Origin of the sequence: Adlercreutzia sp. DFI.6.23 (assembly GCF_024462535.1) — a bacterium.
GTDB classification, from domain to species: Bacteria; Actinomycetota; Coriobacteriia; order Coriobacteriales; family Eggerthellaceae; genus Adlercreutzia; species Adlercreutzia rubneri.
The window spans coordinates 1-294 of sequence record NZ_JANGBP010000660.1; the positions used below are offsets into that span (position 1 = coordinate 1).

Genomic DNA, 294 nt, shown 5'->3' on the forward strand with positions numbered 1-294 from the left:
GTTGAAGTAGGGCTCGACGGCGGGCGCTTGGTCGTCGGAGACGATGAGGGTGACCGTTGTGGTGGCCTGCCGGTGAGCGGCGAAGACGCGGGCCCAGGCGGTGGCATCGTGGCCCGTGGCATCGGCGAAAATGGCGCTGGCCTGGGCGGTGAGCGCCTCTTCGGGCTCATCGCTGCGCGTGAAATGGTGCGTAAAGCTTGGCTGCGGCTGCGCATCTTCGATAATGCGAGCGATCTCGTCGGGCAGGCCCACGAGATAGAAAGTCACCGGCCAATGGTACATGGCGCGCGTCCT

General features: G+C 65.6%; 1 protein-coding gene. It reads right to left on the reverse strand.

What is annotated here, in order from left to right; translation table 11 throughout:
- Positions 1–294: hypothetical protein (locus NE591_RS14970; RefSeq protein ID WP_256157071.1), on the reverse strand; the 294-nt coding region annotated here is incomplete at both ends.